This window comes from Nostoc sp. (assembly GCF_036916985.1).
Taxonomy (GTDB): Bacteria; Cyanobacteriota; Cyanobacteriia; order Cyanobacteriales; family Nostocaceae; genus Nostoc.
On sequence record NZ_JBALFD010000052.1, the window covers coordinates 12,394 to 33,634 of the forward strand.

13 protein-coding genes are annotated in these 21,241 nt (G+C 40.7%); 9 read left to right on the plus strand and 4 right to left on the minus strand.

Annotated features, from left to right (window positions below; translation table 11 throughout):
* Positions 1-39: 39 nt before the first annotated feature.
* The 4 genes from V7L07_RS17635 (at position 40) to V7L07_RS17650 (ending at position 2,971) form a co-directional block, all read left to right on the plus strand.
* Positions 40-1,161 carry an LLM class flavin-dependent oxidoreductase gene (locus V7L07_RS17635; protein WP_335059938.1) on the plus strand — a complete coding sequence of 374 codons (1,122 nt, stop codon included), beginning with the start codon at positions 40-42 and terminating at the stop codon, positions 1,159-1,161.
* Between the two features lie 123 nt (positions 1,162-1,284).
* Complete coding sequence (locus V7L07_RS17640; RefSeq protein ID WP_335059940.1) at positions 1,285-1,551, plus strand: RRXRR domain-containing protein; 267 nt, start codon at positions 1,285-1,287, stop codon at positions 1,549-1,551.
* Positions 1,552-2,226, plus strand: a complete 675-nt coding sequence (locus V7L07_RS17645) for a cysteine dioxygenase family protein (protein ID WP_335059942.1) — start codon at positions 1,552-1,554, stop codon at positions 2,224-2,226. It abuts the gene before it with no gap.
* Positions 2,210-2,971, plus strand: coding sequence for a class II aldolase/adducin family protein (locus V7L07_RS17650; RefSeq protein WP_335059944.1), 762 nt, complete (start codon positions 2,210-2,212; stop codon positions 2,969-2,971). The genes V7L07_RS17645 and V7L07_RS17650 overlap by 17 nt, the downstream gene beginning before the upstream one ends.
* A 762-nt stretch (positions 2,972-3,733) precedes the next feature.
* Here the strand turns inward: V7L07_RS17650 and V7L07_RS17655 are convergent.
* A complete protein-coding gene (locus V7L07_RS17655; RefSeq protein WP_335059947.1) occupies positions 3,734-5,608 on the minus strand; it encodes an alkaline phosphatase family protein in 1,875 nt (624 codons plus the stop codon).
* A gap of 518 nt (positions 5,609-6,126) precedes the next feature.
* Here V7L07_RS17655 and V7L07_RS17660 point away from each other — a divergent pair.
* On the plus strand, positions 6,127-7,245 hold the full coding sequence (locus tag V7L07_RS17660; protein WP_335059949.1) for a sulfonate ABC transporter substrate-binding protein: 1,119 nt from the start codon (positions 6,127-6,129) through the stop codon (positions 7,243-7,245).
* A gap of 113 nt (positions 7,246-7,358) precedes the next feature.
* Positions 7,359-8,180, plus strand: coding sequence for an NADPH-dependent oxidoreductase (locus V7L07_RS17665; protein WP_335059951.1), 822 nt, complete (start codon positions 7,359-7,361; stop codon positions 8,178-8,180).
* Positions 8,181-8,323: 143 nt separating this feature from the next.
* Here the strand turns inward: V7L07_RS17665 and V7L07_RS17670 are convergent, their stop codons facing one another.
* Positions 8,324-8,890, minus strand: coding sequence for a retropepsin-like aspartic protease family protein (locus V7L07_RS17670; protein ID WP_335059953.1), 567 nt, complete (start codon positions 8,888-8,890; stop codon positions 8,324-8,326).
* Between the two features lie 546 nt (positions 8,891-9,436).
* On the minus strand, positions 9,437-10,210 hold the full coding sequence (locus V7L07_RS17675) for a nucleoside phosphorylase (RefSeq protein WP_335059955.1): 774 nt from the start codon (positions 10,208-10,210) through the stop codon (positions 9,437-9,439).
* A gap of 909 nt (positions 10,211-11,119) precedes the next feature.
* Between V7L07_RS17675 and V7L07_RS17680 the strand changes: the two genes are divergently transcribed.
* The 3 genes from V7L07_RS17680 (at position 11,120) to V7L07_RS17690 (ending at position 15,106) form a co-directional block, all read left to right on the plus strand.
* Positions 11,120-11,833: a hypothetical protein gene (locus tag V7L07_RS17680; RefSeq protein ID WP_335059957.1), complete on the plus strand. Its 714-nt coding sequence runs from the start codon at positions 11,120-11,122 to the stop codon at positions 11,831-11,833.
* 67 nt (positions 11,834-11,900) lie between these two features.
* Entirely contained in the window at positions 11,901-13,550 is a 1,650-nt protein-coding gene (locus V7L07_RS17685; protein WP_335059959.1) for a tryptophan halogenase family protein, read from the plus strand.
* Positions 13,551-13,567: 17 nt separating this feature from the next.
* Positions 13,568-15,106 carry a flavin-containing monooxygenase gene (locus tag V7L07_RS17690; protein ID WP_335059962.1) on the plus strand — a complete coding sequence of 513 codons (1,539 nt, stop codon included), beginning with the start codon at positions 13,568-13,570 and terminating at the stop codon, positions 15,104-15,106.
* 288 nt (positions 15,107-15,394) lie between these two features.
* Here V7L07_RS17690 and V7L07_RS17695 read toward each other — a convergent pair whose 3' ends face one another.
* Positions 15,395-21,010, minus strand: a complete 5,616-nt coding sequence (locus V7L07_RS17695; RefSeq protein ID WP_335059964.1) for an ATP-binding sensor histidine kinase — start codon at positions 21,008-21,010, stop codon at positions 15,395-15,397.
* Between the last annotated feature and the right edge of the window lie 231 nt (positions 21,011-21,241).

Here is a 21,241-nt window from a genome sequence, read left to right on the forward strand (position 1 = left end):
TTCCCAAATTAAGATTTGTAATTTTTGAGGTGATGCACTATGCCAATTGAATTTATTGGGATGATTGGAACGCGACAAATATCTGAGTTAGATGGGCCGACAGTTTCAATCACAGGTGGTTCTATAGATGCCGCTTATGTCCGCAAGTTTGCTCAGGCACATGAGGAGGGTGGTTTTGATCGGGTATTGGTTGGTTATGGCTCAACTGGCCCCGATGGCTTAACTGTGGCTTCCTTCGCGGCGGCGGCAACAGAACGGTTGAAATTTTTAATCGCCCACCGCCCTGGTTTTGTGGCTCCGACACTCTTCGCCCGGAAGACGGCAACTTTAGATCATTTTACTAATGGTCGCATTGCTGTACACATTATTACAGGTGGCAGTGATGCCGAACAGCAACGCGATGGTGATTGGCTTGACCACGATACGCGTTATCGCCGTACAGATGAGTACCTCGATATTGTGCGGCGGGTGTGGACGAGTAATACTCCCTTCGATTATGAGGGCGAATTCTATCGTGTGAAAGATGCTTACTCAGATGTGAAGCCTTTACAACAACCCCATATACCTCTATATTTTGGTGGTGCTTCTGGTGCAGCAATACCTGTGGGTGCAAAGCATAGTGATGTCTATGCCATGTGGGGAGAACCCATTGCGGCGGTTAAGGAACGGATACGCGAAGTAAAAGCCGTAACACCGCCAGGGCGATCGCCACGCTTCAGTGTCTCGTTGCGGCCGATTCTGGGTGCTACTGAAAAGAAAGCTTGGGAAAAAGCGCACTCGATTTTATCGCGGGTTAAGGAAATTCGGGCTGCAAAAACAGAAAATCAACTGCCGATCACTCCCGACTTTAATTCAGCACGTCCGCAAGCAGTGGGTTCCAATCGGTTATTACAGTTTGCTCAAGAAAGCGAAATTTTCGACAAACGCTTATGGACGCCCATTGCCGCCGCTACTGGTGCTTATGGTAATACTACTGCCCTCGTTGGTACACCGGAGCAAGTCGCAGAGTCCTTGGTGGATTACTATGATGCAGGGGTAACTACTCTATTGATTCGGGGATTCGATCCCTTAGGAGATGCGATCGCCTATGGTCGTGATGTGATTCCCCTAGTCCGCGCAGAAGTGCAACGGCGGGAGCGACAAGCCGCTGTTGTTGCTTAGTGCAGCGTTGCGTAAAATCGTAGTGTTTTTCAACGCAGAGGTATGCAGAGTGTATTGAAGTACTACAGCACTCGCTATTTTACCTGAAAACTGCTGTAAATAATTTGATTATTTCAAAATAGCATGACCAAAGTATTCATTCTCGATGCCAACCAAGAACCGTTATATCCAGTACGCATCAGCCATGCTAGGCTGCTATTGTCACAAGGGAAAGCTACGGTATTTCAGCGATATCCTTTTACGATCATTCTGAAAGAGTCCCTTTCTCATCTAAAACTTGAGCAACTTGGCTTTAAGATTCACCCTGGTGTTAAAACTACTAGTACTATTGTCAATAAAGATAACAAAATTGGTATTAATATTAGTCGCCTCCCAAACAGAGGAGTATAGATGACAAACCACACAATTTTGGAACCATTACCGGAAGACCAATGGTTTATTGAGAGTCAGGAACTACGATCCTTTGTCGCAAAGGTGCGGGAAATTAGCGCCAGTACTGTTGACGATCGCCCACAAACTCTCGCTAGACTAGAACCCTATTTTCAAGAACTCCTTGCCCAACAGGGATGGCTACCGGAAAAGTTTGCCCAAGTCAATCCTGAAAGCCGGATGGGTGGCGGTATTGGTCAGTGGCTACTTTATCGCGCCAAAGACCGCTCACTGTCAGTATTCAGTTTGGTGATTCCCCCAGGTTCCACAACTCCCGTCCACGACCATTTAGCTTGGGGATTGATTGGTTTATATCAAGGCAATCAAGAAGAAACAGTCTATCGCCGTGTAGATAGCGGTGATGCCGAAGGACACGCACAATTACAAGTAACTGAAGTGCGATCGCTTCAACCAGGAGATATCTACCGCCTGTTACCGCCAGATGGTGATATCCACGCCGTCAAAACCACATCCCAGAGCGCATCTGTATCTATCCATATTCTAGGTAATGATACTGGTTGCATTTTGCGTCACCAGTTCATCCCAGAATCTCACAGCGTCAAATCCTTTCGCTCTGGATATTCCAACGCTCCCTGTAAAGAGGAAGAGGAAAAAGAACATGCCCAAGTACGATAGACCACAACCCCCAGTATTTGATCGAGTTGAAGACGAACGCCTGTACCGTAAGCAACGCCTCGCTGCTGCCTTTCGCCTGTTTGGCAAATTTGGATTCAGTGAGGGAATCGCCGGACATATTACAGCTCGCGATCCAGAGTTTACAGACCATTTCTGGGTCAATCCATTAGGGACATACTTCGGTCATATCCGAGTTTCTGACCTGATCTTAGTTAACAGAGAAGGTGAGGTGGTTAAAGGTGATGCTCAGGTAAATCAAGCTGCTTTCGCCATCCATTCTCAGATTCATGAAGCTCGACCTGATGTCATCGCGGCGGCTCACGCCCATTCCCTTTATGGTAAAGCCTGGTCTAGTTTGGGGCGTCTCCTTGACCCCTTGACTCAAGATTCTTGTGCTTTTTACGAAGACCATGCCCTGTTTGACGATTTTACAGGTGTTGTTTTAGAAACTTCTGAAGGTCTGCGATTGGCCCAAGCTTTGGAGTCAAAGAAAGCTATTATCTTACGTAACCACAGCATTTTAACTGTGGGACATACAGTAGATGAAGCTGCTTTCTGGTACATTAGCTTAGAGCGATCATGCCAAGCCCAATTGCTAGCAGAAGCAGCGGGTAGACCAACTACTATTAAACACGAAACAGCTCGTTTAACTCAAACTCAAGTAGGGTCACATACAAGTGGGTGGTTCGGCTTTCAGCCCCTTTACGACAGGATTGTGCGCGAAGAGCCTGACTTACTGAATTAGTGGTATGTTTTTTGTCACTGCGACAATAGGCGAGAAAGTATTAATTACCCCACTTATCTCTATTTTTATCTCGACTTTCCCTGACTTTCTTAGTATACTGCAATACCGTTGAGTTAAGTATTTCTTCCTTCTTTTCTTTTGCATTATTCTCTACAAGACGCTATGGGTTCGCGTAGCATTTCGTAGAGAAGGCCGTTTGTTAAAAAAAACTGACTACTTGAGGATGTGCATTATCCATAACCCTTGTAGAGACGTAGAGTACTACGTCTCTATATTCATATTCGGAGATATGCCTTGAAGATTCGCGGGGGCGATCGCACTTTCCCCCTTGCAAGCACTGCACTATGCATTTCCCAGTAGGACAGACTTGTTATTCGTGACAAGTTAAGATGAAATTCTTTTTGTCAATAGTACTTGGCTAAAAATAAATGCTGGTGTGCGGGTATTCAATTAACTTGTGTAAATGCTTTTTTGGAATATTTTCACAACCACTTCAAACAAATATGAAGTGTGGCTATTTAATTAACTTGTGTAAATGCTTTTTCCGGTCAGGATAAATGGCGCTTGTTTTAATGACGCTTAGGCGTAGGCATCGTCAGCCCTAAAATTGTGTTTCCTACGTCTGTTTTTCGCAAAATTTTCAGCACTATTACTTATTGACAAATTGTTTATGACCTCAAACTGTCAATTGACAGAATTGCTTAGTTCAAACTGCGATCGCCTCCATTAGAATCTCATTCGTTGCACCTGAGTTTTTACTCTCTACCAATGCCTATCAAATCGCGAATGTCTTGAGAAATCGAACATATCGCTCAAATCGCCGATGGCTGGGCCATTAATCGGTACATAGGGATTTTTACGGCGGGTTTCAGGATTGGGTAGATTGTCACGACTACGACTGGTGAGTGGTGACAGTCTCCAATTCTTCTCGATAAACTTCAGAATTGAAACATGGTCATAATACGTATGAACAACGCGACCACCACGAGAATATGGCGACACCACAATTAAAGGAATCCGTGTTCCGTCGCCGAAGAAGTCGAGGGGCTGAATGTAGCCAGAATCGTAATATCCACCACCTTCATCAACTGTAATCAGGATTGCTGTGTCTTTCCAGAGTTCGGGCTTGCTTTGAACCTCTTTGATAATCTTCTTAGTAAAAGCTTCAAACAGATCAAATTTTGATGATGCTGGATGACCGTCAAGTAAGCCACCAGGCTTCACAAAGGAAACGGCGGGTAGATAATTGTTGTGAATATCATTATCCAGATCCGTGGTGTCCTTCAAATGCTCCGTTCGTACCTTCTCGTTCGCCATAATTGACGTCACGTACTGGAAGGGGTTGCAAATGTTGCAATAGACGTTGGTGTTACTGGTGGGATTTTGAACGTATTTATTCCAACCTTCACCGTAGTATCGCCACGAAATCCTCTTTTCCAACAACGCATCACCAATGGTGCGAATGGGTGACGGCGGGATCACAAAACCATTGTTAGTGACCCCGTTGTTAACTGTTCCGTTACCAAAATAGCCAGGATCGTAGTTGTTCAGCAGATAGTAGGTATTCGCTGCACAGTTAGACTTTGGTTTGTAGGGGAGGGAATTCAGATAATTCAAAACAGGTCTTACCCCTGGCTGACTGGAGTCAGAACAATTGGTATAAGTACCACCAGAATAGCCATCCTGGGTGTAGAAGTTGTTGGTTCCAGGCTGCGGATTGGGATTCTCGATCTCATTTGGCGGCGGTGTCGCTGGATTGCCTTTACCATTGCTGTACCAAATGGCATCACCGATACCAATCATTACTGAGTTTGCGCCAGTACCACCCATAACAGGTTGGTGGTAGTTATCGCTGATTGCATAGTTATCAGCCAGAGACTTGAAGTATGGCACATCTCCGTCATTGACGTTGTAGAAGCCCATAGAGGTAGCCCCCTCCTTATCGGTGAAGGTCGAAAATGGCTTCCCATTACTACCTGCGCTAACACTTACCTCAACCCAAGGGAAAAGATCCTTAAGACAGCCACTAGGATTCTCTGCACTGGCATGGCTAATGCTGCAATCCACCTGCTGCCACATCTGATAGAAGCGGTGTACAGGGCTAGCTGCGTAAGCGTCATAAGGCAGGCTAGGCGTTAGTTGGAAAGGGCCACTCCGTAAGTTATTGACGTTCTGGATTCGGGTATCAACAGTACCACTCGGCAATCCAGTTGCACCTGTCAGTAGCAGCTTGACATCCTCCGGTAGCAGCGCAGGTTCGGCAGCTTGGGCAGCAGCCAAGGTCTTAAAGGGAGGTGGACTTGTGTCACTTGCAACTTTTCCACCACCAGCTTTCGGTGGTGGTAGCGTTGTATAGGGTTCTTTGTTAGCAGGACTTATCGAGAAGGTGTTGGTGACGGAAGCTTTATATTGAGTTGCTGCTTGGAAGTTCGGCCCAGGTCTTCCATTAGCATTGATAATGCCCTTGGATAACAGATTAGAAACTGTCTGCCCTGATCGCGGTTGGTAAGTACCAAAGAGATGATCGAAGGTTCGGTTCTCGCCAACAATGACAATGACGTGTTTGATCGGAGTCAGGGTTCTAATCTCCTCAGCCTGGGCAAGAGTGGAGAATATCGGCCCTCCAGTCAGCCCCATAATCACTGCACCGATAGATGCATAGTTTAAACATTTTTGTCTATCAGGTTTGGTCAACATGACATCACTAGAATGAACTACCGAGAATTAAGACTAGTGATAGAGCATTAAACTGTGATTATGTTTTTAGTAAATATTCTTTAACAAAACCTTAACCCAAAATAGAGGTAGTCTAGCTTTGGAACTTCCAAAAATTAAATTACTCAATTTTTGCATCCAATAGCCTGGATTTCTCACCAGATTTATCAAACTGAAGTGCAGAGGTCGTAGGGGCGGGTTAAGCGAGACATTCATCAATGATGGATCATATCTGTTAACCCGCCCCTACTGAAGAGTGAGAAATGCGGGAATAGGAGCAGGGGGACAAGGTAGACAAGGTAGCCTCCCCCCTCTTCCTTGTCTCCCCAAAGCGAATACTCGTAAATTGGCGAAGGTGTTGCTTGATTGAACCCTATTGTCGTATACTCCGGTAAACCTATAAGTTTATAGTATTCATATAGTTCGGAGAAATCATATTGATGATTAACTTAATCTTGCGTCGTTTCATTGCCAAGTGGATATCATTCATAAAATTCAGGAATATCCCCTTTAGCAACCAGTATTATAAGTTATTCTTTTCTTCTCCTTTGCCAATAGTGGGGGCTTTTGTTACAGGTCTTTGTCTGAGCTTGCTATTTGCTGCCTGTTCATCGACACCTACAGTTAATGCCCCCAATCCCAGCGCCACATCTGTTAGTAATTCTACTTCCAATGCAAAAGTAGTCAGATTTGGCTATCAAAAATCGACCATTTTGTTGAGAGCTAAGGGTGTTTTAGAAAAGCGTTTAGCACCTGAAGGTATCACTGTACAGTGGACTGAATTTCAAGCGGGGCCACAACTACTAGAAGCGATGAATGTCGGTAGCATTGACATCGGCCCAGTAGGAGAATCACCGCCAATATTTGCCCAAGCTGCGGGAGCATCACTAACTTATGTTGTTGGTACTGCTGCTAGTCCGGCTGGTTCAGCAATTCTTGTTCCCCAAAATTCACAAATTAAAAAAGTTACTGACCTAAAAGGTAAAAAAGTTGCCTTTCAAAAAGGATCTAGTGCCCACTTATTGTTAGTCCAAGCTTTAGAAAAAGCTGGATTGAAATATACAGACATTGAACCTAAATATTTGGCTCCAGCAGATGCCCGCGCGGCATTTGTCAAGGGTAGTGTGGATGCCTGGGTAATTTGGGACCCATTCTATGCAGCGGCTCAAGAGGCAACTAAAGCCAGAGTCCTGATTGATGGCACGGGAATTAATAAACAGGGAGGATATTATTTGATGACCCGCAAGTTTGTTACAGAAAATCCGCAAACTGTCAAGGCAATACTGGAGGAAATTCAAAATCTAGAAGAATGGTCTAAAACCCATCGAGAAGAAGTAGCAAAAACTCTTGCACCTGTGTTAGGAATTGATCTAGAAACGATGAGGAAGGCAACTAACAGACGAACTTTTGGGCTTGTACCAGTTGATGACAATTTGATAAATCTCCAACAAGGTGTTGCAGATACATATTACAAATTGAAGTTAATTCCCAAAGAGGTAAAAGTGAAGGATGCAGTGTTGACAAAAGAAGAATACGCTGCTTTTTCACCAAAAACTTAAACTAGTACAATGAATCAGTTGTAAGGGCATAGAAATGTATGCCCCTACAGATTAAATTGGTATTAGTAGCAAAACAATTGACAACTTTTGAAATGTAAATCTTGGAATTAATTATGACTAATGCTACAGAACTACTGCGATCGCGCTACGGTGAAACTCCTTTCAATTCGGAAATTGAATGGAATGATTCGCTGACATCACTGCTATCTCACCGTTCGATCCGGTCTTATGTATCAGATCCTCTACCACCAGGAACTCTAGAGTTGCTAATTGCAGCCGCCCAATCTGCATCTACTTCCTCTAATTTACAAACCTGGAGTGTAGTTGCAATCGAAGACCAAGAACGCAAAGAAGAATTATCTAAACTAGCGTCAAATCAAGCACACATTAAGCAAGTGCCTTTATTCTTGGTTTGGTTAGCAGACTTGGCGCGTCTAAGTTACGTTGCTGACAGTCGCGGACTATCTCATGATGCTTTAGAATATTTGGAATCCTTTGTGACAGCTACAATCGATGCCGCATTGGCAGCGCAAAATGCAACTGTAGCTGCTGAGTCCCTTGGTTTGGGAACAGTGTATATCGGCGCACTACGGAACCATCCTCAAGAAGTAGCAGCACTACTGAATTTACCGCCTTCTGTGTTCCCTGTATTTGGGTTGTGTGTGGGTTATCCGAATCCTGATGTGCCAGCGGCGATTAAACCACGCTTACCCCAGACAGCTGTGCTGCACCGTGAAACCTATAAATTAGCAGAACAAGAAGAAGCGATCGCTCACTACAATGACATCATCAAAGACTTTTACACTGAACAAAAGATGAATGTAGCCGGCGATTGGTCAGAACACTCAGCCCAGCGAATTGCAACAGTGGAGGCTTTGAGAGGACGCGATCGCTTGCGTGAAATTCTTAATAACCTCGGCTTCAAGTTATTGTAAACAAGAAGAATCAAGATTAGGGATTTGCAACTCTGTGGTAAAGTAGCCAGTCTTTGTGACTAAAACTTAGTCCTCGCGTACTGCTTTTCCCAATCCCCAATCCCTAGTCCCCAATCCCCAGTCCCTAGTTCCAACTCCAAGCATTAGCGGTGATGAAATTCGATTTCTTTCTCCAGAATCTTGATGTCATAGTTGCCAAAAAAATCGTGGCCCAGTAAGCCGATACTTGCTTTTGGTGCGATCGCTACCTGAAGATTATTACCTGTAACCCCACCTACTGCAATGGATTTTACTTTACCAGTTGGGAATTCTACTTCGCTACCATCAGCAATTTGGGCTTGCATTGTACCCGTAGCCTGAAGTTTAAGTGTATTCGCCATATTTAGAGTGATAATCGTTCCACTAGCACCTGTATCTACAATCATTTCAAAGGTTTTTTTGTCATTGAAAGTGACATCAATCACAGGAGTTCCACCAAAACGGCGTTTGATGGGAACTCGAAAAACTTCGTTGTCTGGAGGTGCAATTATATTAGCATTGCCACAAAGCCTTCCTAATCCAACAGTTTTACCAGAGGAAGTTACCATGTAACATGCTCCTGGATCGTCTGCTGTTGCTTGATGAGAGAATGCTAAAAATATCAGCGTCGGCATTATTGCGATTGCAGCTAGGTTAACTGTCGTAATCCAACGCTTCCAAGCATTCTTCATATTATATTGCTCTCCAATTTCTCTGATATTTTTTGATAACTAAATTACTCATAACTACTGCAAAATTTGTGTCAAAATCCCAGATTATTAATCCAAAAACACCATATTTATATATAGCGGTTATGTTTATATGCAATATGCTATGACCTCTCTAATCAAAGGAGATATATATACAATATTACTCACTTTCCCTTATATATAAGGGGTTAATGGTTAGGTATATATTAGATTCAACGGAAAAGCGCTATAGTGATTTTTTACTTATGTGCCTTTAGAAAATAAAATTGCATTTTACTCAATACATCTTAACTAGGATTACTGATTGATAAATTAAAGATTAGGTAAAGACATGATAATAACACTTAGAGCAGATTAAGTGTGACATACTAATTACAAGAACCAGCTTTGAGATTGCCTCGTTCCCAGTCGGAGGCTGTAAACGAGAGTTGAAAAGGGTTCGGTCTTAAGTTGACACCAATGAGCAATGCTGTGCCCCTACCGCGTGGTCTATTTACCTGAAAATAGCTGTAAGATAAATTTTTTAGCTTACTCCAGTTTTTCTGCTGCATTTACAGCAATTGCGATCGCATTTTTCACAGCAATGTCTCTTTGTTCTAGAATGATATTTTCACTAACAGTACGCCTAGCTACTACACCGCAAATAGCCGCTGCTGCAAAATTATACACTCCTGCCATTTTGAATAGTGTGCCGCATTCCATCTCGTAATTCAAGATATTCAAGCGTCGATATTCTTCTGTAATGCCATGCAGCGATCGCATTAAATATGGATTTGCTGAGTCGGTGCGTTCTTGTCCTTCATAAAAAGTATCAACTGATGCCGTAATCCCGATGTAATGTTCAACCTCTAATTCTCGTGCGGCTTTAACTAAAGCGACTGTCAGAAAAGGATCGGCTGCGGCTGGATACTCCACAGGTGCAATGTCATTAGCTGCACCTTGGCGACACAATGCTGCACTGCTAATGACAATACTACCAACGGTTATGTGGGGTTGAATAGAACCACAAGTTCCAATACGAATGATTTGCCGGATTCCTACTTGCACCAACTCATTGACTACAATACTTAATGAAGGCGCACCCATACCACTTGTAGCTGATAAGATACGGCGACCATTAGGTAAGTATCCCACATAGCTATTGAGTCCGCGATTTTCTGACAACACGCGTATATCTTGTAAATAAGTTTGGGCAATTAGACGCGATCGCTCTGGATCGCCAGATAATAGGGCAATCCTGGGAGACGATGAACCCAAATCATCTTGCCCAAAGCCAATGTGATAAAAGCGTTTACTAGTCATAGAGTTGAGAGTAGCGATCGCCCTAACACAATACCAAAGCTAGGAGCAGGGGGACAAGGTAGCAATATCTCTCCCAAGTCTCCCCAAAGCGATTGATTATTTTTTTATTTGGAAGTCTCTTAACTAAAAAGGCGATCGCATTATCGCCTACGCCGATCACTTATAACCAAGGGTTTATAGCCCAAAACACTTGTAGGGACGGCGATTTATCGCGTATCGAAAACCCAAAATTGTTGCTAGTAGCCCTTAACCCAAGCATATTGGTTTGATCCATTCTGTGACTTCTGGGACATTTTCTTGGTTTAATGCCCAAGTTCACCTGCAACATGCACCAGAAGAATTTGAGCGTACTACTGAGTCTACAATTAATACTGAAGACTGGTAAGTAATTATTAATACTATATTTAGCAATAACAAATCTAAAAATCTTTCCAAGTATATACGAGCCTGCTTTCAAATCTCAGCTAGGGTAGAACCCTTAATTGACCAATTTGGTTCTTCTGGGCAAAGTAAATGCTTGTATAAGACAATTTCTTAACAAACATACTTAAGTAAAAGCTGCGTTTATTACATAGATATATTGAAGCTAAAGTAAAAAAAATAACGGTAAATTAGCTGGTTACAATTTAGCGTTAGTCTCAATACAATATAACAAAATACACTTACAACCCTGATGTAGAGATTTATCGCACTTAAAAGACCAATTATTTACAAACCCTTAACTAAAGCATATTGCAATATAACAAATTAGACATTATCTGCTACTTAAATAGTGGATTTTGAACTAATTACTATCAAAAAACTTTGGGTATTTAAAAACCAAAACTGGGGCAGATTATACTTTCTACAACCAAGCCGGGAAGCTACTTTTGCTTGAATATTAAAAATTGAAAATTGGTATCACTAAAAATGCAAGAAGTACTAGTATTGATTGAAAAAAATAAACAAGAATATGCTCAACTGCCCTTGTTTAATTTTATGCAAAACAAAAGTATAAATCCCAGACAAAGGTTAGCTTGGGCACCATGCGCCGCTCATTTTATTATGAATTTTGGAGAACTAAATAAGTATTTTTTGCGAACAGAACCAACAAACGATCCAATTCAGGCACTAATTAACAAGCATACTTATGAAGACGATCATCATTGGCTGTGGTTTTTGGAAGATTTGAAGAATCTAGAACTTGATAAATTATTGAATTTTAGTGAGGCATTAAAATTTCTTTGGAGTGAAGAAACTAAGAATGCTCGCTGGCTAAACTATCAGCTATATCGCTATACTTCAAACGCTACTCCCATTCAGAAGATCATAATTATTGAAGTTCTCGAAGCGACCGGAAACATTATGTTTTCAAATGCGGCAGAGGTGGGTACAGAAATTAAAGCCATTACCCAAAAACCATGCCGATATTTTGCTGATTTTCATCTGAATGTTGAAACTGGTCACATCACGGGTACATCTGGAATAGAGCAACTTTTACAAGACATTGAAATATCAGAAGCAAATCGCCAAGAAGCTTTGGAATTAGTTGAGAACTTATTTACAGTTTTCACGCAATTTACAAATGGGCTTTTGGTATATGCCCAAACCCATAAAATCGAGCAAGAATTGAAAGCTGTCTAAATTCTTGAACAAGCTTTTTGTAATTTACTTCCCTACTTAATTTTAGACTTAAAGAGGAGCTTTTGCTATGTCGCAGAATGTACAGGATGTACGAAATATTGTAATTGTTGGTGGTGGTTCATCCGGTTGGATGACGGCAGCTTATTTGAGTAAAGCACTAGACAAAAATATCAATATTACTCTGGTGGAATCATCTAATATCACCAAAATTGGTGTTGGGGAAGCAACTTTTAGTACCATCAAAGTATTCTTTGATTTTCTAGGGCTACAAGAATATGAATGGATGCCAAAATGTAATGCAACGTATAAGATGGCAATTAAGTTTGTCAACTGGAATGCAAAAGGGCAACATTTCTACCATCCTTTTCAGAGATATGAGGTAATTGATGGCTTTGATATCTCGGAATGGTGGCTGAAAATGAAGAAAGACCAAGAAGCATTTGATTATGCTTGCTTTCTAACTCCTTGGCTGTGCGACCATAAACTGTCACCGAGATATTTAGATGGTAAAGTCTTTGATAACAAAGTTCAAAATGAATTTTCTCAAGAGCATATCGTCAAGAAAAATATCCTGGATAAGTTAAAGATTCAGTACCCCTATGCTTATCATTTTGATGCGAATCTACTGGCAAGATTCATGAAAGATTATGCAATGGAAAGGGGAGTGAAGCAAATTGTTGATGATGTGGTGGATATTAAGTTAACTGAGGATGGGAGCATAGATAGTCTCACAACCAACAAGCATGGTATTCTCAGCGGCGATCTTTTCATTGATTGTACTGGTTTCCGTGGTCTTTTGATTAATAAAGCCCTTGGTGAGCCATTCATTTCTTACTCAGATTCACTGTTGTGCGATCGCGCGATCGCCATGCAAATACCAACCGATATCCAAAAAGATGGTATCAACCCTTACACCACCTCAACTGCGCTTTCGTCTGGTTGGGTCTGGAACATACCTTTGTATGGCAGAAATGGTACTGGGTATGTTTATTCCAGTGCATTCATTTCTGCCGAAGACGCAGAACAGGAATTTCGCCAGCATTTGGGAGCCGCTGCTGAGAATCGTCAAGCCTCTCATATCCAGATGCGGATTGGACGTAACAGAAACTCATGGGTGAAAAACTGTGTAGCAATTGGTCTTTCCAGTGGATTTGTGGAACCACTAGAATCTACTGGCATCTTCTTTATTCAACATGGAATTGAAGAGTTAGTTAACCACTTTCCCAGCAAATCTTTCAATCAAGAGCTAATTCATAGCTATAACAAAGTTATTGCTGACTGCATAGATGGTGTGCGAGAATTTTTGACACTTCATTACTATGCTAGCAATCGCACCGACACAGAATTCTGGAAAGCAACTAAGAACAATATCAAAGTTCCAGAAGAACTACAGGAAAAATTAAGGTTATGGAAAAATAGACTACCCAGCAATAAGACTATCAACCCAAAATACCACGGCTTCGAGTCTTACTCTTATTCGGTAATGTTGTTGGGGCTAAATTACATACCTGAAAGCAGTCTTCCCATTTTAGAACATATCGGAAATCACAATGCTGAAGCTGCATTTTTGGAAATTAGGGAAAGAGCCAATTACCTAACTTCAACCTTGCCGTCTCAGTATGAATACTTAACTCATGTAATGAAGTCACAAGAACAGTCAGAGTATCTTAATGCGGTTAGCGATCGCTCACATCAGATTCCTACGCTAATTTCATAATTTTAGGAGAATCCAAGATGATAGTGAAACAAGTATGCGTGATTGGGGCTGGAGTCAGCGGATTAGTCTCAGCAAAGACATTTATTGAAGAAGGTTACGAAGTGACACTGTTTGAGAAACGACAGGGACTTGGTGGTGTGTGGGAAAGGTCGAGGGCTTACCCAGGACTGTCAATTCAAAATCCCAGAGACACCTATGCTTTCTCAGACTATCCTATGCCTGCCTCTTATCCCGAATGGCCTTCAGGAGAGCAAATATGCGCTTACCTTGAATCCTATGCCCAACACTTTGGCGTCACAGAAAAAATTCAGTTCGGTGCAAACGTCACTAAAGTGGAGCGCAAATCAGGAAATACTCCTGGATGGATGGTTAGTGTTAGCTTTCAAGAAGATGGTAAGGAGATCGGAAAACAAAATTACGAGTTTGATTTTGTGATTGTGTGCAATGGCACTTATGATATTCCCTACATTCCTAACTTGCCAGGGATGGAAGAGTTCATTGCCGCCGGAGGTCAGGTAATACATACTAACAACTTTAATGACGGCTCTGTAATTGAGGGCAAGCGAGTGGTTGTTGTCGGTTTTGGCAAGTCAGCCACCGATTTGGCGAATCTCGCAGCAAGCAAAGCCAAGGAATGTACCCTTGTGTTCCGTCAAGCGCTGTGGAAAGTTCCCAACTTCTTTCTCGGTCTGTTGAACATCAAGTATATTTTCCTAAGTCGGTTTGCAGAAATTTGGATGCCCTATCATAAACTTCAAGGATGGGAAAAGTGGCTGCATAGTTTTGGCAAGCCTCTGGTGTGGGCATTCTGGCGGCTGAATGAAACTATCCTACGCTTACAGCTTCCCCTTGATGCTTGTGGGATGGTGCCCAAACAACCGATGAACAAATTGATTGGCTGTAGTATCGCCTTAGTACCTAAAGGCTTTTTTGAGCATGTACGTGCGGGTAAAATTCGTGCTATCAAGACCAAGATCAACAAATTTTTTGCTAGTGGCGTCGAATTGGATAACGGCGAACAAATACAGGCAGATGTTGTTATTTTTGGCACAGGTTTTCTTCAGGATATCCCCTTTTTAGAAGATAAGTATCGCAGACATGTATTTGATCAGGAAGGCACTATCCATCTTTATCGCCATCTGATTCATCCTCATGTTCCACAGATGGGTTTTGTTGGTTATAACTATACTTTCTGTGCCCAGTTATCAGCAGAAATTGGTGCTAGGTGGTTATCAGAGTATGTCAAAGAAGGTATACCTTTACCATCCCCCCAACAGATGCTACAGGATGTAACAGCAGAGTTGGAATGGAGAAAGAAAGATAGGCCTTATGCTTTCGTCAGCGGAGCATGTGTAACTCCTTTTACATTCCATTATATTGATGAATTGCTTCAAGATATGGGTTTGAATAGCCGCCGTCAAGCAGGGAACTTGATTGGGGAATTTCTGATGCCAATAGATCCATCTGCTTACAAGCATCTGGGTGAGGAATTACAAGCAAAACAAAAACAACATCCATCTCTCAATGATTTGGCGATCGCGGCAAGTCAAGTATAGAAGTGAGAAGCAAGGTATAAAGTGTTTTTTATTCCTGAATTCTGTTAGCACCGCTGGGCGTAGCCCATTCTGAATTTTGCTGTAAATGCGTAATATCATGTCTGGTTAAACACTTGTCATTGCATTCGCCCTTGGCGTTCCCGCAGGGTACGAAGCGTTAGCGTAGTGAACGCGAGTGCGTCTCTAAGAGTTGCAATCCCAAAACCTTTGCGATTGCTTCGCTTTACTTCGTTGCGATCCCAATGACATATCGTAAGTGATTTAGCGGACATGATATAACAGCTTGTCTCACTGTTGCAGTGGAATCTCAATCACAAACTCAGTTCCCTCTCCCAGAGTTGATTCACAGCTTAACTGACCCTTGTGTTTGTCTACTACCACTTGATAGCTAATTGATAACCCCAACCCCGTACCACTTCCTACGGACTTAGTGGTAAAAAATGGATCAAATATTTTCTGCTGCACCTGTGCAGTCATGCCATAACCGTTATCAGCAATCCGAATCTTTAACGTGTTTACTTCTCCTAATTCAGTACGAATACGAATCTGAGGATTTCTCCTTGGAGAATCTTCGCCATTGTTGTAGTCCTCTAAAGCATCGATCGCATTACTTAAAATATTCATAAGCACTTGGTTGAGTTGACCAGCATAGCAAATAACATCCGGCAGTTGTGCGTATTCTTTAAAGACTTCAATTTCCGGTCGGTCGCTCTTTTCCTTGAGTCGGTGCTGCAAAATCATAAGGGTACTGTCGATGCCTTCATGGATATTGACAGGCTTCATTTCCGATTCATCTAGCCGAGAGAAGTTACGTAAGCTCAGAATAATATTTCGGATACGGGAACTTCCTACCTTCATCGAGTCGAGAACCTTTGGGAGGTCTTCTGTCAGGAATTCTAGATCCATTTCCTCAATTTTTTGCTCCACTATTGCTGAGGGATGGGGATATTGTTGCTGATAAAGATTAATTAAATCTAGCAATTGTTGAACATAGTCACTTGCGTGAGTAATATTACCATGAATAAAATTGATAGGGTTATTAATTTCATGGGCAATTCCCGCCACCATTTGCCCTAATGAAGACATTTTTTCGCTTTGGATTAATTTACTTTGGGTACTTTGTAATTCTTCTAGAGCTTCTTGCAAATGCTGATTTTTTTCGTTAAGTTCTGCTGTTCTTACTACCACCCTTTCCTCTAATATATGACTGTACTTCTCCAATTGCTCATTCGCTTCAGCCAAATTATTGTAGAGAATGGCATTTTCTAAAGAGATTGCAGCTTGGATAGTTAACAGCTTGAGAACTTCTAGGCGATCGCGTGTAAATGCTCCTGTAGTTAAATTATTTTCTAGATAAATCAGTCCCAGAAATTTACCCTGGTTAAGCATCGGAATACATAATATACTCTTTGGCTCCTCACGGTTAATATAACTATCTACTGCAAAAGAAGCTTTCGCTTTAATGTCATCAATTACTAATATTTCTTGGGTTCGTTTGACATAATTAATCAAAGAGATAGGAACACAATCGCTGGATTCTAAAGGAATAGATAAAAACTCGTGAGTATCTCTAAAAGTAGAACCAGGACTAATTGCGGCAACAGTTAAGTCTAAGCTATTAGCTTCACTCAATATCAGCACACATTTAGAAGCTCCTGCATTCTCCATGACAACTTCCATTAAAGTAGAAAGGAGTGCCTCCAGTTCAATCTCTCCAGACACGGCTTGAGAAGCTTTAATCACAGTCCCCAAATCTAACATATCTGAAATACTAGTGTTGGAGCCAATCACAGTTTCATTCGTGATCAGAGTAGATTTATTGCTAAGTGTAGATAGGTATAGACTCAGTTCAGGTAGATTTTTTTCACTGTAAGAATAGCTAGGTTCTTCTTGCTGAATCATCGGGAGAAGCAATTCAGAATAGCGTTTTTGTAAGTCATAAACTTTAGCTAATGCTCCCCAGCGAACATAGCAATAGTAGGCATCAGTGAGGTAGAATTGGGCAATTCTTTGTTTACCCCATTTGAGATAAAATATAGCCGCTAATTCGCAAGCAAGAGCTTCTTCGTTAATGTAATCATTTTCTTTGGCAAGAGAAATAGCTTTCTCATAATTATCTATCGCTTCAAGATATTGACCAAGAACTCGATGCCGTTCTGCCTCTACTAAATAAAATTTATGCAAGTGGTTCATGGGAGCCTGATCTCCCCAATTTTGCATTTTTTTCTGATTTTCTGTCACTCTATGCAGGATTTCTTTTTGTTCAAATTCATCGAAATCAGAATAGACTGCTAGATGCGTCAATGAATCATAGAAATAAAATTGAGCAGTAACAAACATGCCGACACCAGCATATAAGTACTTTTCTGCTATGACAGTATTTTTCAGAGCTTGAGAGTAATCAGCCAGCAGATAACATACCTGAAGTTTGCAGAAATATAGGAAAAATAGTGCGACTCCATCTTTAGCTTTTAGATGAAGTGGTAGCATTTTCTCTTCATCATAAGCTGTACCAGTTAAACTCTGCGGATTTTGAACATTTCCTAGCAGATTCAAGATTGTTTGCCGAAATATTTCATTCCAATAAAATACTCTTTCTTGCTTTATTTGCTTAATGGTCTTGCTATATACTTCTATATCTTGTTCAAGTTTTATTAGTTCATGACCTGTGAAGTATGCATGTTGGGAGTAACCATAAAGAGCATAAGCTGCAAATTCCATATCTCCTACTTCGAGATTAGTTGTATAAGACTCAAGTAAGGGTTTCAATGTTTGCTTTAGATGCTCTTTCCAATGTCTGACAAGGTGATTAAATGTTTCCATCACCTTGCCAGTTACTTCTTTTGTTTGGAAATTAGGTAACAAACTATCAGCTAGTTTCCCAAATTTATATCCAGAATCAATATCTCCTATTACCCCACACAACATTACTCCATACATCACATACGCAAAAGCAGACAAAGGAGAATTACCAAATTTGATTGATAAATTGATCTGTTTCAGAATAATAAACAGTAATAATTCTGGCGCAACTGTATAAGCAAGACCAATTGAACTAGATAGAATACGCATGATTATCAGTGGTTGCGCTTCTGTAATTTCTGGCAGTTCAATTAAGTCTTGAATGGATCTATTAGCCAATTTTGCAGATGTTGTCTCTATCGCTAACTGAATATCTGATTGGCTAGGATTTGTAGGGAACTCTACTCCCAAAGTTTTCAAAAAGGTTTTTGCAATATGGACAGCTTCTAGTTCTTTTCCTTGTGCGCCATAAGACTGTATTTTAACTTCATAAGCTTTCACTTGATCTAGTGAAGTTTTCGCTTTTAGCAACACAACCTGGACAAATTTTTCTGTATATTCAAAGTCACCACTGAGATAGGCCGCCTCTGTTGCTGTATTATACAAAGCTAAGGTGAGATCGTATTTAGTATCCCAACTATCATCTGCTAGTAGCTCAATTCCAATAGTTAAATACTTCAGTGCCGATGAATAAGCTGTTGATACCAAAGCTTTACGTCCAGCCATCAGACTCATTTCAGCTAACTCATTACGTTTAGCTTGATGGGTAATAAATTCGGCTGCAATATTGAAATGATTGACAAGCTCAAAAATATTTTCTTCCCGTTCGGCAACTGGAGTATTCTTAAAGAGAAGCAGCCCGATTTTTAAGTGTATTTGCTTGATTTGGTCTTTAGCAATTAGAGAATAGGCTGCTTGCTGAACTCTGTCATGTACGAATTTATATTTTGGTATTTGGGCGTTAGTAAGTGATAAATTTTCCGATTCTCTAGTTGAAAAGCTTAATAATTGTCTATCATTTTCTGGTGTAAAATTATAACCATCTTTCTGAGGTATAATCAGTCCTTCAAGTAATGCTTGCCATAAGTCAGATGCAGTATCTATTAAAGATTTTTCATTAACAAGTGACAATGTTTTTAAGTCAAATTCATTACCTATACAAGCAGATATTTTTAATACATTTTGTACATTCTGGGGCAATTTTCCTATTTGTATCCCCATAAACTCTACGACATCATCTGTAAGAGATAAGGTTTTAATTTTGGTAATATCGTACTTCCAATGACCTGCATCAAAATCTAATTCAATTAGTCCGTCATCATATAATAGTTTAATAAATTGAGACGCAAAAAATGGGTTCCCTTTAGTTTTGAAAAACACCATTTGAGTCAGAGGTACAGCAATGTTTTCTGGACAACGTAGTGTATCGGCAATCATTTGATTTAAATCAATCTGACTTAAAGGTGAGAGTTTAATTGTATTAATTACTGCTCCTGCTTTGGCAATTTCTTGTAGTGTCAAATGTAGCGGATGTAGATTTGACACTTCATTATCCCTATAGGCACTAATTAGTAGCAGACTACCTTTACTTTCATATATATTCTCTTTATCTTTAGGAAGGGAAGAAGAATTTCCATCCATTAATAATTGAATAAACTTCAAGGAAGCCGTATCTGCCCATTGCAAATCATCTAGAAAAATTACCAGAGGATGCTCTTTAGTAGTGAAGACCTGGATAAATCTCTGGAACAATAAATTGAAGCGATTTTGAGCAGCGCTACCAGCAAGTTCAGCAGATGGAGGTTGTTTGCCAATAATTATTTCAAGTTCAGGAATTACATTAATGATTACCTGAGATTGTGTATTCAATGCCGATAAAATTTTGGTTTTCCACTGTTGAATTTGGGTGTCTGTTTCGGAAAGTATTTGACTAATTAAATCTCGTAAAGCTTGCACCAATCCTGACAACGGGATGTCACGTTGGAATTGGTCAAATTTTCCTTTGATGAAGTAACTACGCTGTCTAGCAATGGGTTTGTGGACTTCATTCACCACAGCAGTTTTGCCAATCCCTGAGTAACCAGAGACTAAAATCATTTCCGTGCTTCCCTTTGTCACTCGGTCAAAAGTAGTGAGGAGAATTTCAATCTCTCTTTGACGACCATAAAGTTTTTCAGGAATGGCAAAATGATTCGAGATATCCCGAATCCCTAATTCAAAGGCTGTAATATTTCCTTTCTCTTGCCATTGGTTTTGACATCTCTCTAAGTCATACCTGAGTCCATGAGCGCTCTGATATCGGTCTTCGGCATTTTTTGCCATCAGCTTACTGATAATATCAGATAAAATTGTGGGAATATTGGAGTTAATATGACTGGCCTTTGGCGGTTCTTTGGCAATGTGAGAATAGACTAACTCCATCGGTTCAGTAGTACTAAATGGTAACTGCCCTGTCAAGAGTTCAAAGAAGGTGATACCCAAGGAATAAAAATCGGTACGGTAGTCTATACCTCGATTCATGCGTCCTGTTTGTTCAGGGGAAATATAAGCTAGAGTACCTTCTAGGACGTTGGGATTTGTGAGAAATTTAATTTCTTTTGGTAATAGAGTAGCAATACTAAAATCGATGATTCTGGTCTTACCTGTTATCGGATGAATCAAAATGTTAGCAGGCTTGATATCTTTGTGAATGATGCGATGGTGATGTAGCCGTTCTAAAGTTGCGCTAATTTCAATGGCAATATCGAAAAACTCACTCAATGAAACAGAATGATTTCCTTTTTTATGCTCTTCTAACTGCCACAGATTAAGAGCAATACCACCAAAATCTTCCATTACTATAATATATCTATTGTGGTATTTTTCTAAGCTTATTGGTTTGACTATCCCTGAAATTTCAAGATTATGGGTAATGGTATATTGATTATGAAATTGATTAATCTCAGTGAAATTAGGATCTTCATTACGCATCAGTTTTAAAATAACTGATTGCTGATCTTTTTGTCTAATAGCTCGATAAACTAAAGTTTTTTTACCTGAATATAATTGCTGAATAATGCGATAGCCAAGTATAGGAAATAATCTATCTGATTCTACTAACATTGCATCTAGTTAATGATAATTTTCTTTCTATAGGTTTAGTATACCCAGAGCATAGTTGTTACTATCAGTGAACAGTACGATTTTGCAAAGTGCTAAACATTAGGGTTATTAACCATAGTTTTGAAAGCAAGATATATTTTATAACCTATGCTATACAGCAATCTGATTTGATTTCTGAATCACTCGTAGAGGTAAGGGACTGGGGATAAGGGGTAATGGGGACTGGGGACT